This is a genomic window from [Clostridium] innocuum, assembly GCA_012317185.1.
GTDB classification, from domain to species: Bacteria; Bacillota_I; Bacilli_A; order Erysipelotrichales; family Erysipelotrichaceae; genus Clostridium_AQ; species Clostridium_AQ innocuum.
Window position 1 is genome coordinate 1,589,307 of the sequence record CP048838.1, and the last position, 15,288, is coordinate 1,604,594.

The window sequence follows — 15,288 nt, forward strand, 5'->3', positions numbered from 1 at the left end:
TATAATATGTGTAGAATATATTTGATACATCTTTCAGCGGCCGCTGTCTGTTCTGTATAAATAAAAGGTGAAGACTGCATAGGATTATGTCAGTTTCCTGCGAACAAATAGAAAGAAAGTCTGGTTAAATTGATATGACAAATTTTATTCATTCGGTGCTGGGATTCAAAAAACTATCTCCTGCACAGAAGATTGCATCGAGCTTCCTGCTTGTGATTCTCAGCGGAACACTGCTGCTGATGCTGCCGATTTCCAATAAGAATTTTCAGTTTTTGAACTGGCTGGATGCTTTGTTTACGGCAACCAGTGCTACCTGCGTAACCGGATTAAGTGTATTTACGGTTGCTGATCAGCTTAACTGGTTTGGTCAGCTGATTCTGCTTCTGCTGATTCAGGTAGGCGGTCTTGGACTGATGACATTCATGGCGGTCTTTATTCTGATTGTGAAAAACCGTCTCTCTATGAATGAGAAAATCGCTATGAAGGAAATGCTGAATCAGGAAAGGGTCGTAAATATGCGGAAGTTTCTGCTGGACATCCTGTACTATACCTTGTTTTTTGAGGCTGTGGGTGCGATTCTGATATCGTTTCGCATGATACCGCGCTTCGGACTTGTGGATGGCAGCTTTAAAGCGGTATTTCTGGCTGTTTCAGCTTTCTGTAACGCCGGGTTCGATACGCTTGGATCGGTGAGTCTTCAGGAATATGTGCATGATCCGCTGATGTGTCTGACAATTATGGCGCTGATTGTACTGGGTGGTCTGGGTTTTGCTGTCTGGTTTGATATTCGGGATAAGGTGGGACCGCTGCTGCATCGTCGGATCACATTCAAGAAGTTCAGACATTCTCTGTCTCTGCATACCAAAATCGTATTGAGTGTCAGTCTGTTTCTGATTATCATACCCGGACTGCTGATTATGCTGGTGGAGTTCACAAATTCCAGAACGCTGGGAGATTTCAATATATTCGAGAAGCTGATGACTGCAATGTTTGAATCCATAGCACTTCGAACGGCAGGCTTTACAACGATTAACTATGCTGGCTTGAAGCCTGCAACCGATTTGCTAATGATGGTTGTCATGTTTATCGGTGGTTCTCCGGGAGGTACGGCCGGCGGTATCAAAACGACGACGATTGCGGTGCTTGTCATCTATATTATCTCCTCTTTGAAGGGGAGGGAGCACACCGTTGTTCTTCACAGGAAAATCGGAAGAGGAATCATCATTCGTGCGATGGGAATTTTCTTCATCAATCTGGTTGTGTTGTTTACCGGGATTTTCCTGTTGAATATCGTTGAGCAAAAGCCGTTTTTGAGTCTTTCCTTTGAAGCGGTGAGCGCAATGGCGACCGTAGGCTCCAGTCTTGGAATCACTACCTCTCTTGGTGTGGGAGGCAAGCTGATCATCATCTTCCTCATGTATGTCGGACGTATCGGTATTTCCACACTGATATTGTCATTGACACGTAATAAGCCAAATAGAAATTCAGCCAATAAGGTATCATTCCCAAATGGAAACATAATTGTGGGATAAGGAGATAGAAAAATGAAAAAGATTTCAAACAGACAGTATGTTGTACTCGGATTAGGAATTTTCGGTTCAACAGTAGCGAAGACATTGAGCAGCTATAATTGCGAGGTGATTGCTCTGGATAATGACGAAAAATGCGTAGATCGCATGGCGGATATTGTTACACAGAGTATGATGTGTGATATTACCGATATCAATCAGCTGCGCGAGGCGGGTGTACAGGATTGTGATATTGCGATTGTAAGTATGGGGAGCCACCTTGAGGAGAGTGTGATGGGCATTATCAATCTGAAGGAGCTGGGTGTTCCGTATATCGTGGCAAAGGCAAAAAACAAGCGCTATATGCAGATATTCACGGAGCTTGGAGCCAATAAGGTTGTGCGCCCGGAGAAGGAAATGGGCGAACAGGTTGCCAAGGGCGTATTAGGGAAAAATATTATCGATGTTGTGGATCTGGACAAGGAGTACAGTATCGTGGAAATACCTACGCCGCCGCAGTGGGTAGGAAAATCTCTGATTGAACTTGATCTGCGCCGAAGATTCGGTATCAATGTTGTGGGCATTCGTTCTTATTTGCAGGAGCATTTGAATGTGTGCCCGGATGCAGAGTATAAAATACAGAAGGAGGATCATCTGGTTGTGATTGCGGATTGCAAGACACTGGATCGATTCGACGTGCTGGATCAGCTGTAAGATGCGAAAACTGCATCTTTTTTTTGTGCATAATGGATACACATGTTTTCAGGTATGCTTTCATATACTGTTTTAATGGAGGATGCTTTTATTGTTAATAGAGGCAGGATGCTCAATGAGAAAAGTCAAAAGCAGGAAATATAAAAAGCAGAAGCTGATTCTTCTGCTGGTCGCGATCGTTCTTGGATTTGGATGTGTTGTCCGTTCATTTAATACGTATATGGAGCCGCAGCTTCAGGCGATTGCCAAGCAGCATACAGGGTTTGCAATCAATAATATTGTGAAAGAAGTGCTGGCGGATATTGAATATGATACCGATGCACTGTTTAAAATAAATCGCACAAAGAACGGGGATATAACCAGTATTGAATATGATTCGTATAAATTAAATCAGCTGTTGTATTCGGCATTGAATACGATTGATAAATCACTGCTGGCTGCACAGGATGGTAAAAAGGATCCTACGACGAAGGATGTCTTCTATGAGGATGGAGTTTTGTATGAAGTACCGGCAGGTTATCTGAGTCATATTTTCTTTTTATATGATAAGGGGCCGAAAATCAGAGTGCGTATGCGGATGCTGAATGATGTTACAGGAGAGATAAAAACGGAATCAAAGCCATATGGAATCAACAACACCATGATTAAAATATCACTTGTTGTTAAGGTGAATGCGCAGGTTATAACTTTTTTGAGTACGTCAGAGCTGGAGACGAAAACGGAGATACCGTTGGTTGTACAGATTGTGAATGGACAGGTGCCTGATTTTACTCCATATAGTAGTTCTTCTGGAAAGTGATGAGAAAGTATTACTGGAGTATTGTTTATTATTTGGTTTGTGAGCCTAAAGAGAAACTAGAGTGTATCGCTTAGTGAGCGCCTGATTAGAAGGATTATTTAGATCCACTAGCCTCAGGAGAGGCTAGACCGGATGCTGAATATTCCGATTGCATCCATAAATATTTAGATCCACTAGCCTCAGGAGAGGCTAGACTATGTCAGCGCTCTTTCTTCCTTAACTTCTCTCAATTTAGATCCACTAGCCTCAGGAGAGGCTAGACTGGAAAAACTGTAATGCTCTGGCTGCTCTTGCAATTTAGATCCACTAGTCTCAGGAGAGGCTAGACGTGAAAGCATGTTGAATCGAAACAGCACCTCTTGATTTAGAACCACTAGCCTCAGGAGAGGCTAGACTAAAAGATAAAAGGATCTATGTTACTGAGTGTGATATTTAGATCCACTAGTCTCAGGAGAGGCTAGACGCCATGGTCAAAATATCTGTGTTCATACAAGTACCGATATTTAGATCCACTAGCCTCAGGAGAGGCTAGACGGAAAGCAGAAGAAATAAAGCGGCTACGTATTGAATTTAGATCCACTAGCCTCAGGAGAGGCTAGACAAGAGCTGACTGCTAAAGGATATGATTTCCGAAGTAAGATTTAGATCCACTAGCCTCAGGAGAGGCTAGACACGAGTGACGGTCGAATGCATCCAGTGGAAAATGCATTTAGATCCACTAGCCTCAGGAGAGGCTAGACTGTAGCAGATGGATTCCTGGATAAAACACTGGAAATTTAGATCCACTAGCCTCAGGAGAGGCTAGACCGATAATGTGGTCGGTGATAATAATGTGATCAATGGTATTTAGATCCACTAGCCTCAGGAGAGGCTAGACCGGATGTAGCCTGCTTTGTAGATGCCATTGACTTGCCATTTAGATCCACTAGCCTCAGGAGAGGCTAGACCGTTTATATCTGTTCAATCCCTTCCGAATTAAGATTTAGATCCACTAGCCTCAGGAGAGGCTAGACCAGATGAATTGGCGGATCTGACAACATTCTTCAATATTTAGATCCACTAGCCTCAGGAGAGGCTAGACGATGCTCATGCTATACGATCTAGTGTACGACACAATTTAGATCCACTAGCCTCAGGAGAGGCTAGACTAGATAGTCCTAAACGGCATATATGTATGCCGCTACATTTAGATCCACTAGCCTCAGGAGAGGCTAGACGTAAGCAGACGGTGTATAACTGGGGACGTTGGAAATTTAGATCCACTAGCCTCAGGAGAGGCTAGACCAGACCATGTTAAAACAATATGCACAAGAGATATTATTTAGATCCACTAGCCTCAGGAGTGGCTAGACAATAATATATCCAAGGCATTTTATTTCCTTTATTATTTAGATCCACTAGCCTCAGGAGAGGCTAGACGACAAACCAACCCATTGCGCCACACGCCACGATAGGATTTAGATCCACTAGCCTCAGGAGAGGCTAGACGGATTCAGATTTGGAATCTGGATGGGCATTTAATATTTAGATCCACTAGCCTCAGGAGAGGCTAGACCGTGACCGCATTCCGTCTATAAAAAAAGTAATCAGTATTTAGATCCACTAGCCTCAGGAGAGGCTAGACGCCAAGAAACTCACCTCTTGCCACTTTCCTTTCAAATATTTAGATCCACTAGCCTCAGGAGAGGCTAGACAGATGATCTCAACAGGCTCTGGACAAAGGGCAAACATTTAGATCCACTAGCCTCAGGAGAGGCTAGACCTATCTACTTTAACAGGGATAAGCGAAACTAAATTATTTAGATCCACTAGCCTCAGGAGAGGCTAGACAAGGCACTCGGAATAGGAAAGAGTGCCTTCTATATTTAGATCCACTAGCCTCAGGAGAGGCTAGACTTACATATGTATAAATACGGCGCAGTACAGCTAATATTTAGATCCACTAGCCTCAGGAGAGGCTAGACGGTATCAAAGGGTCGAAAGCTGGAACGACGCTGAAATTTAGATCCACTAGCCTCAGGAGAGGCTAGACCCTTTGTATTTGACAAGAAGGTGCCGTCTACACCATTTAGATCCACTAGCCTCAGGAGAGGCTAGACCGTGAAAAATCCCATTAAATCCCCTAAATGAAACAAATTTACACAAATATAAAACTTTGGTTAATGAAAATTGTGTTGAAATTGTTACATTTGTGTGAATTTGAACAAAATGATGCGCGAACCTCCCAGGGAATTCATGTGAGCTTATGGTTCGCGCTGGATTATTTAGCGGGATAACCATCTACTATTATTATAACAGAAAAAATTCCAAATACATAAAAAGGATACATTCCAGTATGAAATATATCCTCTTATTTGCTTATGCTTTCTGCATCATATCAATGTACTTACGAATGTTGGATGCATTACTGTATGTTTCACAGCTTCCATCTCTGCATACGACCAGCGTTGGTGCCTGCATAATTGAGAATTTTTTTGTTAATTCAGCCTGTTCCTCGGCATCCACTTTTTCATAGGATATTCCAGCGCTTTTCAGCCAGGTGTCAGCTATTTTACAATTTGGGCAGGTCTTCGTTGTGAACAGAAAAACACCTTCTTCATTTACAGCCTTGACGGTATCAGCTTCCTTCTCAACATGTGGAAGGGCATCCTTTCCTTTTAACACAGAATGTCCGATATCATAAACCTTACGTTCTTTGAATTCCTGACTCTTTCCTTCATTCCAATTCTGTACAGGTCGATAGTATCCCGTAATTCGGCTCCATACCTCAGTAGCACCACCACATTGCGGACATGTATAATGCTCCCCGTTAATATATCCGTGATTTCGACAGATGGAATAGGTGGGAGAAAGGGTGTAATAAGGCAGGCGGTAGTTCTCGGCAATTTTTCTTACCAGCGCTGCTGCTGCTTTCCAATCCGGAAGCTTTTCTCCCAAGAACGCATGGAACACAGTTCCGGAAGTATACAAGGTCTGTAGCTCATCCTGTACATCCAGTGCCTCAAAAATATCCTCTGTATAGCCAACAGGTAAGTGAGAGCTGTTCGTATAATATGGTGTATTTCCTTCTTCTGTAGCAGTGATGATATCCGGATAGCGTTCCTTGTCATGCTTTGCCAGACGATATGTTGTTGATTCCGCAGGCGTAGCCTCCAGATTATACAGATCCCCATATTCCTCCTGATAAATTACCAGACGCTCACGCATATGATTCAGAACCTCTTTTGTGAATTTCTGAGCTTCCTTTTGTGTCAGATCCATGCCAAGCCATTTGGCATTTAACGCGACTTCATTCATACCGATCAGCCCCAATGTGGAGAAGTGGTTCGCAAAGGTTCCAAGATACCGTTTGGTATATGGATATAAGCCTTCCTCTAGCAGCTTGGAAATGACCGTGCGCTTTACCTTTAAGGAGCGTGCAGCAATATCCATTAGATGATCGAGTCGCTTATAGAAATCCTCTTTATCTGTTGAAAGGTAAGCAATTCGCGGCATGTTGATCGTGACTACACCAACAGAGCCGGTGCTTTCGCCGCTTCCAAAGTATCCACCGCTTTTTTTACGCAGTTCTCGAAGATCCAGACGAAGACGGCAGCACATGCTTCGTACATCGCTTGGCTCCATATCAGAATTTACATAGTTTGAGAAATAAGGTGTCCCATACTTTGCGGTCATTTCAAACAGCAGCTTGTTGTTTTCTGTTTCCGACCAGTCAAAGTCACGGGTAATGGAATAGGTGGGAATCGGATACTGGAAACCACGTCCATTGGCATCTCCCTCAATCATGATTTCAATAAATGCCTTGTTCACCATATCCATTTCCTTTTTACAATCCTTATATTTAAAATCTACTTCCTTGCCTCCAATTATGCAATTCAGCTCCGCAAGATCGGCAGGAACCGTCCAATCCAAGGTGATATTGGAGAAGGGAGCCTGTGTACCCCAGCGACTTGGTGTATTGACACCATATATGAAGGACTCCACACATTTTTTAACCTGATCATAGTTCAGATTATCCGCTTTTACAAAAGGTGCCAGATACGTATCGAAGGAAGAGAAGGCCTGTGCACCGGCCCACTCATTCTGCATAATGCCGAGAAAGTTTACCATCTGATTGCAGAGTGTCGCAAGATGACTTGCCGGTTTGGAGGTGATTTTTCCTCCGACACCGCCCAGGCCTTCCTGAATCAGCTGCTTCAGACTCCAGCCGGCACAATAACCTGTCAGCATGCTCAAATCATGAATATGCATATCACCGGACTTATGAGCATTTCCGATTTCCTCATCATAGATTTCACTCAGCCAGTAATTGGCAGTGATTGCTCCGGAGTTATTCAAAATCAGTCCGCCTACGGAATAGGTGACCGTTGAATTTTCTTTTACGCGCCAGTCGGTGGCTTTCACATAGCTGTCGACAAGCTCCTTGTAATCCAGAATTGTGGATTTCATATTCCGGATTTTTTCCCGCTGCTTTCGATAGAGGATATAGCATTTTGCTACATCACCGTAACCGGATTGAATCAGGATGGACTCCACGCTGTCCTGAATATCCTCCACCTGAATGCGGTCATGTCTGATTTTTGGCTCAAAATCGGATGTGACACGCAAAGCGAGCATATCGATAATGCTTGGATGATACTGGCGTTCCACCGCATCAAATGCCTTTTGAATGGCATTGCTGATCTTGGCAATGTCAAACTCTGAAATCTTTCCATCTCTTTTAATAACCTGATACATATCGTTCTTCCTTTCCTTCTATATACCACGAAGCTCTGTATTTGGAACCTTCGCTTTCGCCAATTTCTGAAACTGCTGCAGGGTTTCTTCATCCCACGCATGCAATCCCTTCTGAATAACACGGTCGCTGTCTTCAAAATTTTGCAGATACCAGGCGGCTGCACCTTGGAGCCAGTCAGCCATATCCTGAATATCCTGAGCTGTATGAAGCTCCTTTACAATGGTTGTACGAAACTCATAAGCAACATGTCCTTCCTTCAGATAGGTGATGCTCTCCTGTATGCCGCTGAGATCAAGATTGCGGATGCCGGCAGTTTCACTGTATTTTTGCGGAGCATTTTTGATATCCATTGCCACATAATTAACAAGTCCCTCTTCAACAAGGTACTTCAGCTGATCCGGACTGCTGCCGTTTGTATCCAGCTTGACTGCATAGCCCATGTCCTTGATTTTTTTCAGAAATCCTGCCAGCTCCGGATTTAGCAGAGGCTCCCCGCCGCTGATGCAGACACCATCCAAAATTCCTTTTCGCTTTTCCAGAAAGCTAAGCACATCCTCTTCCTGCAGCTCCGGCATGTTTTCCGGCAGAAAGACAAGGTCACTGTTCTGGCAGAAGGGGCATCGGAAATTGCAGCCGCCTGTGAAAATCGTGCTCGCCATTTTCTGCGGGTAATCCAGCAGAGTCAGCTTTTGAATACCGAACAGCTTGATGCCTGCTTCTTCCTGCTGCTCGTATCTGCGTGCGTTTTCACTCAGACGGCTGAGCGTTGCTTCAAACTGCTGCAGCTCCTGTGCACCGATATCCTTGGATAAAAGCTCCCACCACTGCTGACGAATCATATAGATATCACGGATGATGTCCTTTGTTTTATCAGTCGTATATAGCAATCGGATACGTTTATCCTGGGGACTGCTCTGTGTAGTCACATAACCAAGCTCCTCCAGACGGGAAATGCTTTTCGTGATGGTCCCTTTATCAAAACAGCCCTTTTGCGCAAGCTGCTGCATGTTCAGCCCCTCCTGCTCATAAATAAGAATCAGAAAGAGAATCTGTGCTGCATTGATATCGTGTCCGCTCAATTTCTTATCATAATATTTCTGACCGCAGCGGTACAGAATCGAGGTGTTTAAATACAAATAGTTGCTATTATCCATGTCTTCCCTCCAATGGTTGACCACTCAACTATAAGAATGATAGCATACAAAAGTTGAACATTCAACCTTTGTAAAGAATGTAACAAATGAAAAGCAAAGTCATTACAAATTTTTATAATTGTATAAATTGGATAGGTAATCTTTTATAAAAAATAAAAAAGGTTTTGCAAAAATTTTGATACGGGGTAGAGAGCAGCCTCGTTCTGTGCTAGGATAATAGGGAAGGTGAAATTCATGAGAATGCAGTTGTTTTTACTTTTGTGTCTGTTGCTTCTTATCCTTATGCAGCTGTTTTTCTGGCATATGATAAAGAAGATGTATAAGAAAAAGCAGATCCGTTATGCTTTATTGATATTATCTCTGCTAGGCAGCGTTTTTCTGATTTATCGCTTTACACCGTTTTTTGCGATGTACAAGGATGCGATGCCGATGCGGGGGGCACTTGTTTTGGTACTGAACAGTGTATATGTAGCGCAGATGACAGGCTTTTGTCTACTTGCTTTGCTGCACAAGCTGTACTGCAGAAGGTATTCCAAGGAGTTTCATTCAAGGCTCTATGTGCTTGCTTCTGTTGTCATGCTTTTGTTTTCCGTATATGGAATCGGGTGTGCAGCCCGTGTAAAGGTGCATCAGGAAATTGTTGAATTAAAGGGAGTGAAACAGGAACAAAAACTTCTGTATATCACTGACCTGCATGCAGGTACAACGCTTTCTTCACCTTATAATACTATAAAGCGTCTGGCTGGGAAATGTGATATAGTGCTGCTTGGCGGAGATTTATTTGATGAATCAACTTCACAAAAGGATATGGAAGCTCTTTGTACAATGCTTTCCGATTTGCATAAAGATGTTTACTATGCAGGCGGGAATCATGAGCTGTTACAGAAGCGGCGCAGGGAATATGAGGCAATGCTGCGCTCTGCAGGTGTGCATATTTTGCAGGATGAATCTGCAGTGGTGAACGGTGTCAGAATAATCGGACGAAGGGATCGGGGAGAAGAAAGACGCTCCTGGTCTTCCCTTACGAAGGAATATCAGGGGAATGAGCCTGTGATTTTACTGGAGCATCGCCCGGAATCTGTAGAAGAGTCCTTGGATGCACAGTTGCTGCAGCTATCCGGACACACGCATAACGGTCAGATTTTCCCGAATACTGTGCTGACCAGAATCCCGTACCCAAGAGCATATGGCAGCTATGATGTCGGCTATCGCATGCTGGTATCGTCAGGAGCAGGCACATGGGGCTTTCCGATGCGGGTCGCATCCCATAATGAAATTTTGTTCGTTACGATACGGCCAAAGTGATGCATGCAGGATACAAAAAAAGAGAATGCGATTTCAGTATTGTTCACTGGAATTTGATATTCTCTTTTTACTCGCTTGTGCATGGGATTGAAGAACACGTAATCAGTCTGTAGGCTTTCCGTTTTCAAGATTTGTCTCGATGGCACTTTTCGCACTGGACAACAGCTTCAGGATGATATCGGAAAGCATCTTTTTAGTCTGCTTGTCCGTGCGGTTTAATGCTTTCAAAATCAGAGCAGTGCTATGCATCCGGTTTTCATTCATTTCCTTAAAGGAGGCGGCATTGGTGTTGCTGAGTATCTGAAACACAGCATCCGTGAAGGCTTCTCTCTGGGAGCGGTCCAGCTCACTGATCCAGTGCTTGATGGTGCTGTCCAGAACGATGCTCTGGCGATCTAACGCATCCATTCGTACGAAATCAGGACCAAGCACCTCCCAGGAATAGGGGTCATGCTGCCATAGGGAAATCTGTGTACTGGAAATCACAGTATAATGCTCCTCATGCTCCATCAGCATACCGACAACGCTGGATTGTGGAACAAAGGTTTCTATACGCTGTGCAATAGAGCGATAGCCTGCTGCTTGCAGCGTTTCTGCGGCAAAACCCGGGCCGTCGTGATTGTATACCCGCTGTATCCGATTCTGTATAGCGAAAGAACAAAATGCAGCTGCATAGACCGCAAGGTTTCCACCCTTGGAATGCCCGCATAGGATTATACGCCGGTCGGGATATGCAATTGCCATCGCCTCCCAATACTGTACCGCTTCCTTTTGGGAGGGAATGGTGTCCAGAAAGGTCATATTGAAATCCTCTTTCCATCCAACAAGTGTATTATCTGTTCCGCGATAGGTTATCAGCATGACATCATCTTCCAACAGACAGGTGAGGGCAGAAAACTGTTTTTCCATAGAGGGATCCAGATGGTCGACATATCCACATAGTATTACATTCCCATATCGATTGCCTTCTGCCATTTTATGCAGCAGCTGCAGGTCTTCCTTTACGCGGAAGTGAATTTCCTCCGGATTTATCGCCCTTATAATTTCAGAAGCACGCTTGACATAGAGCATGTCCTGTTTGTCAAACACCGGCTGCAGTCGCAGATAGGATAGACAGCTGCATATGAGGGTATCCACTGCACAGCAGGGAACTTTTGAAAACGTTAAATCATTTCTCCATGTAAGATAATCAAACAGATTGCTCATACTATCATTCTCCTATGTTTTTTTCAGGTGTATCCATTACCACTTTGAAGGTGGTCTGCTCTGGAAGCAGGTGCTTATTGTTTTCATGAGGGAGGACCTGCATGTAAGATACCTCCATAAAACGCTGTGTCGCTTTTTCCTTCATTCACATTTTCAGTCAGCACAATAAGGCGAAGGAGATTGTATGCGGTGAAGACTGTATAAGACAGGTTTCTTGCTGAATCGTCCACCGTTCCCTGAAAATAGTTCACATCGCACTTCCATAGTATTTATATAAAAAAAGTCCTTTTTCAAGGACTGTTTTTCTGAATGGTGGGAACGGTGGGACTTGAACCCACACGGGATTAACTCCCAACGGATTTTAAGTCCGTTGCGTCTGCCTATTTCGCCACGATCCCAACAATAATGGAGGTTCCGATCGGATTTGAACCGATGATCACAGAGTTGCAGTCTATTGCCTTACCACTTGGCTACGGAACCATCTGACATATTCTTTTTGAAACATGTTGCTTTAATATTATACAATAATTTTTAGAAATTGCAATAGGCATTTTTCCTTTTTATAGCTTTTTTTGGAAGATTTGTCACTATTCACGGATCTAATTGCAGATAATAGCATAGATAAGGGCAAAAACGAAATTACGTAGGGCAGTAAACTCATACAGAAAGGAGCACACGCTATCATATCACTGATTGATTTGTTATACCTACATGAATCGTAACCTCCCATGTTTATGAAGAAACAGGAGATTAAAACAAGAATATCGAGATTGGCGCAAGCACTATAAAATATTGTAGAAAACAGCAAGCAGGGATTTTCACAGGCTTTTACTTTAGGTTCGTTGCAAAAGGGAGAATTCAAATCCAATTGATAAATTACGATAGGATTGCATTCTCCTTTAGTTAAAATTAACCACAATCGAGTAAGAACCTTTCCACAATATGGCTTTTTAACATACTCATAGAACACAGGCCAATCAAGCTGACGGAGCACAGCTGATAAAAGTAGCTGATTACAGTCCTATACATATGATTAAATAGACACCGCGCTTTTCTTTCTGTACATGTACCATAGAATCAAAATTCCAAAGGATGGGAATGAAAAAGAATCTGTCCAAATCTTTTTGTTCGTTTCAAAATGAGAAATACATTTTAGAATATGAACAAAATATGATTAAAAATTCAGTTGTATTTTTCTTATTTGCATAATATAATCTAAAATATGAACAAATAACTGGAGATGATACTATGAAATTGTTCACAGTGGGACCTGTTGAGATGTATCCTGAAACATTACAGGTCAGCGGTACACAGCTGCCATACTTTCGCAATGATGAATTCTCATCCATCATGAAGGAAAACGAACAGCAGCTGCTGACCTTATGCGGCTGTCGTAAAGGAAGAGCATTGTTTCTGTGCGGCAGCGGAAGTGCAGCAATGGAGGCGGTTGTTGCCTGCAGCTTTCGCAGACAGGACAAGGTACTGATACTTCGCGGAGGGAGCTTTGGCGAGCGCTTTGTGCAGCTGTGCAGAATTTACGGGATACCCTATGATGAGCTGTGTCTGCAGGAGCTGGAGGCATTGCGAAAGGAACACCTGGACGCTTTTTTTCAAAATGAATATTGTGCCCTGCTTGTCAATCTGCATGAAACAAGCACCGGACAGCTTTATGATATTCAGCTGCTTTCTGCATTTACGAAAGCAAAGAATATGTATCTGATTGTGGATGCCATCAGCAGCTTTATGGCTGATCCACTGGATATGGACCAAATGGGAATCGATGTCCTGATTCTTTCCTCTCAGAAAGCACTGGCATTGTCCTGTGGATTGTCCATGGTGGTTTTGCAGGAATCCTTCTATCGCGATATGGTCGAGCCCAAAGATGATATCTGCCTGTATTTGAGCTTAAAGGAGCATGCACGCAATATGGAGAGGGGACAGACTCCCAACACACCGGCAGTGGGTATCCTTATGGAGCTTCATGAGCGATTGCAGCACTTACAGGGGGATGGCTTTGTCCTTGAACAGCAGCGGATCGCAACGCGTGCTGCCTACTTTCGAAGCAGAGTTCAAAAGCTGGGAATACAGCTTCCACACTTTCCTCTCAGCAACGCCCTGACTCCACTGCTGTTTGACGGTGATGCGCAGAAGGTTTATCAGTTTCTGAAAAAGAACTATGCCATCACACTGACCCCGAGCGGAGGAGCAATGAGGGAGCGTATGCTGCGTGTGGGGCATCTGGGAAATCTGAAGCTGTGTGATTATGATGCCCTGTGCGACGGGCTGAGGGAGTATGGAAAATGAAAGCAATTCTAATGGCAGCCGGTATGGGTACCCGCATCGCCACGAAAACAAATGAACCGAAGTGTTTGCTGGATATCGGCAACGGGCCTCTGATTCGTCATACGGTCGAGCTGCTGCTGAACAATCATATGGAGGTATGCATCTGTCTGGGCTTTAAAGGATATCTGATCAGGGAAGCACTCCGTGATTATCCAATCACGTTTTATGAAAATCCGTTTTATAGGGTTACCAACAGCATCGCATCCCTCTGGTTTTCCAGAGAACAGCTGGATGAAGCACAGGATCTTCTGCTTGCGAATGCGGATGTTTTCTGGCAGCAGGATATTCTTGACCTTCTGCTTGCGGATCAGCGTGGAATCGTTTTACTGGCAGACAGCTCCCGCAGATTGAGCGGAGATTACTTTTTCCATTGTGAAAACGGAATCCTGACAGATTATGGAAAGGATATGCCGGAGGCTGAGCGTACCAGTGAGTATGTCGGTATTGCCCGGATACAGAAGCAGGAGATCGCCTGCTTTCGCAAACAGCTGGAGCTGCTCGTCCAGGAAGGTGATTATCAGCTTTGGTGGGAGAATACACTGTATTCCATGATACCGCAGAAGCAGATTCCGGTACAGGATATCGCAGGGCACTACTGGTCGGAAATCGATGTTCTGCAGGATTATGAAAATATACTGGACTATGTGCACCGGCATCCACAGTGTCTGTAACCTGCGCAGCCAATGCGGAGGTAAGCACATAAAAATAAAATTAGACTTATCACAGCCAGGCATGAGGTCTGGTCTTGATAAGTCTTTTTTGTGCCGTATACCGGCAGCCTGATTTGAATATCGTGTACATGCTGGAAAGGCTTCTTTCAACGGCATGCTTATTTCTTTCGCACATGAAGCTGATTATCCATAGGAATCGAGGCATCCTCCATATCCATATAATTCATATATGCGTAGGTGATGCTCAGCTTTTTTCCATGGAGCCTGCGATAGTATCGGATATAATCCATCGCGGACAGATCACTGGTAATATAATTCTTATAATGAAACAGCATCGACATTTCCAGCTTATCGCTTGCCTTATGCATGAAATCCACCAGCTCGCCACTTGTTTTCAATCCGGTATCCGGCAGTGTCAGCCCGACATCCCTGCTGAAGGTTTTCATATGCAGATAGATGCTGTGATCATAATCGACATGCAGAAAATTACCGACACTCTCTGTGATACACTCCCGGTTTGTCTCCATTTTTACATTGGACAGCGGTGCAGCATAGCCTTGTGCACAGGCGATCGGTACGAGCAGATCCGCAGGCAGAAAGCCGATTTGCAGACTGTCATCCTCTTTGATGCGTACATCGATCAGCCACGCCAGATCATCACTCATCAAGAGAAGCCGTTCTTCCTTTTCCGCAGCGTGTACGCCGCCCAGCTGCAGCAGCATGCAGATAACCAGCAGAATCGGCAGTTTATGCTTCATGAAACTCCTCCTTTCCTTTTTCTAGTATACGTCAGGGGAAAAAGGGTTATACAAAACTTGCAATATGTTCAAATAGCATTGGAATTGTTGCA

Annotated in this window: 10 protein-coding genes, 2 tRNA genes and 1 CRISPR repeat array; of the genes, 6 read left to right on the forward strand and 6 right to left on the reverse strand. The window is 43.9% G+C overall.

Annotation, left to right across the window (positions count from 1 at the left end):
* Window positions 1–134 precede the first annotated feature (134 nt).
* The 3 genes from G4D54_07630 (at window position 135) to yunB (ending at window position 3,021) form a co-directional block, all read left to right on the forward strand.
* Window positions 135–1,532, forward strand: coding sequence for a TrkH family potassium uptake protein (locus G4D54_07630; GenBank protein ID QJA02303.1), 1,398 nt, complete (start codon window positions 135–137; stop codon window positions 1,530–1,532).
* Window positions 1,533–1,544: 12 nt separating this feature from the next.
* On the forward strand, window positions 1,545–2,222 hold the full coding sequence (locus G4D54_07635; GenBank protein QJA02304.1) for a TrkA family potassium uptake protein: 678 nt from the start codon (window positions 1,545–1,547) through the stop codon (window positions 2,220–2,222).
* Between the two features lie 115 nt (window positions 2,223–2,337).
* Entirely contained in the window at window positions 2,338–3,021 is a 684-nt protein-coding gene (gene yunB / locus G4D54_07640; GenBank protein ID QJA02305.1) for a sporulation protein YunB, read from the forward strand.
* 96 nt (window positions 3,022–3,117) lie between these two features.
* Window positions 3,118–5,120: a CRISPR direct-repeat array (repeat unit 33 nt; unit sequence ATTTAGATCCACTAGCCTCAGGAGAGGCTAGAC).
* A 259-nt stretch (window positions 5,121–5,379) separates the two neighbouring features.
* On the opposite strand, the gene G4D54_07645 is transcribed toward yunB, so the two are convergent.
* Both G4D54_07645 and G4D54_07650 read right to left on the reverse strand, forming a co-directional pair.
* Window positions 5,380–7,758, reverse strand: a complete 2,379-nt coding sequence (locus tag G4D54_07645; GenBank protein ID QJA02306.1) for a ribonucleoside triphosphate reductase — start codon at window positions 7,756–7,758, stop codon at window positions 5,380–5,382.
* Window positions 7,759–7,776: 18 nt separating this feature from the next.
* The gene (locus G4D54_07650) at window positions 7,777–8,913 is read right to left on the reverse strand and encodes an anaerobic ribonucleoside-triphosphate reductase activating protein (GenBank protein ID QJA02307.1); all 1,137 of its coding nucleotides are present in this window, start codon (window positions 8,911–8,913) and stop codon (window positions 7,777–7,779) included.
* A gap of 234 nt (window positions 8,914–9,147) precedes the next feature.
* On the opposite strand from G4D54_07650, the gene G4D54_07655 reads away from it, so the two are divergent.
* Window positions 9,148–10,218, forward strand: a complete 1,071-nt coding sequence (locus G4D54_07655; protein QJA02308.1) for a hypothetical protein — start codon at window positions 9,148–9,150, stop codon at window positions 10,216–10,218.
* Window positions 10,219–10,320: 102 nt separating this feature from the next.
* Here G4D54_07655 and G4D54_07660 read toward each other — a convergent pair whose 3' ends face one another.
* The 3 genes from G4D54_07660 to G4D54_07670 all read right to left on the reverse strand — a co-directional run bounded on the left by G4D54_07660 (window position 10,321) and on the right by G4D54_07670 (window position 11,904).
* Window positions 10,321–11,424 (reverse strand): DUF2974 domain-containing protein, encoded by a 1,104-nt coding sequence (locus tag G4D54_07660; GenBank protein QJA02309.1) that lies wholly within the window; start codon window positions 11,422–11,424, stop codon window positions 10,321–10,323.
* 310 nt (window positions 11,425–11,734) lie between these two features.
* Window positions 11,735–11,822, reverse strand: a tRNA-Leu gene (locus G4D54_07665).
* A gap of 8 nt (window positions 11,823–11,830) precedes the next feature.
* Window positions 11,831–11,904, reverse strand: a tRNA-Cys gene (locus G4D54_07670).
* A 768-nt stretch (window positions 11,905–12,672) separates the two neighbouring features.
* Here G4D54_07670 and G4D54_07675 point away from each other — a divergent pair.
* Together G4D54_07675 and G4D54_07680 are read left to right on the forward strand one after the other, a co-directional pair.
* Entirely contained in the window at window positions 12,673–13,728 is a 1,056-nt protein-coding gene (locus G4D54_07675; protein QJA02310.1) for an alanine--glyoxylate aminotransferase family protein, read from the forward strand.
* On the forward strand, window positions 13,725–14,438 hold the full coding sequence (locus G4D54_07680) for a phosphocholine cytidylyltransferase family protein (GenBank protein ID QJA02311.1): 714 nt from the start codon (window positions 13,725–13,727) through the stop codon (window positions 14,436–14,438). Before G4D54_07675 ends, G4D54_07680 begins: the two co-directional genes overlap by 4 nt.
* A 158-nt stretch (window positions 14,439–14,596) precedes the next feature.
* Here G4D54_07680 and G4D54_07685 read toward each other — a convergent pair whose 3' ends face one another.
* Window positions 14,597–15,196 (reverse strand): hypothetical protein, encoded by a 600-nt coding sequence (locus G4D54_07685; GenBank protein ID QJA02312.1) that lies wholly within the window; start codon window positions 15,194–15,196, stop codon window positions 14,597–14,599.
* Window positions 15,197–15,288 lie beyond the last annotated feature (92 nt).